This is a genomic window from Pseudonocardia sp. EV170527-09 (assembly GCF_008369905.1).
Lineage (GTDB): Bacteria > Actinomycetota > Actinomycetes > Mycobacteriales > Pseudonocardiaceae > Pseudonocardia.
Genome location: NZ_VRMC01000424.1, coordinates 1 through 281, shown reverse-complemented (window position 1 = coordinate 281; position 281 = coordinate 1). Strand labels below are relative to the sequence as shown.

Below are 281 nucleotides of genomic sequence, written 5' to 3'. Positions count from 1 at the left end.
GCGTAGGCGGTGCGTGAGTGGTCGTCGATCACGGTGTGGACGTAGGCGGTCCCGATGGCCGGGCGGTAGTACTTGCCTCGTTGACCGGTGCGCCGCGCGGTGGCCGCCTGGTTGCGGCGGCCTTGCTGCCGTCCCAGGTAGCGCCAGCCCCCGCCGTCGGGGATGTTGGCGAACTTGGTGACGTCGACGTGGATCAGCGAGCCCGGGTGGGGGTGCTCGTAGCGGCGCAGCGGCTCCCCGGTGCCCCGGTCGATGTGGGAGAGCCGGTTGATCCGACAGCG

The 281-nt window shown here is 71.5% G+C and carries 1 pseudogene; it reads right to left on the bottom strand.

Annotated features, from left to right (window positions below):
• Positions 1-281: pseudogene (locus FVA95_RS29695) on the bottom strand (DDE-type integrase/transposase/recombinase); the annotation flags it as partial.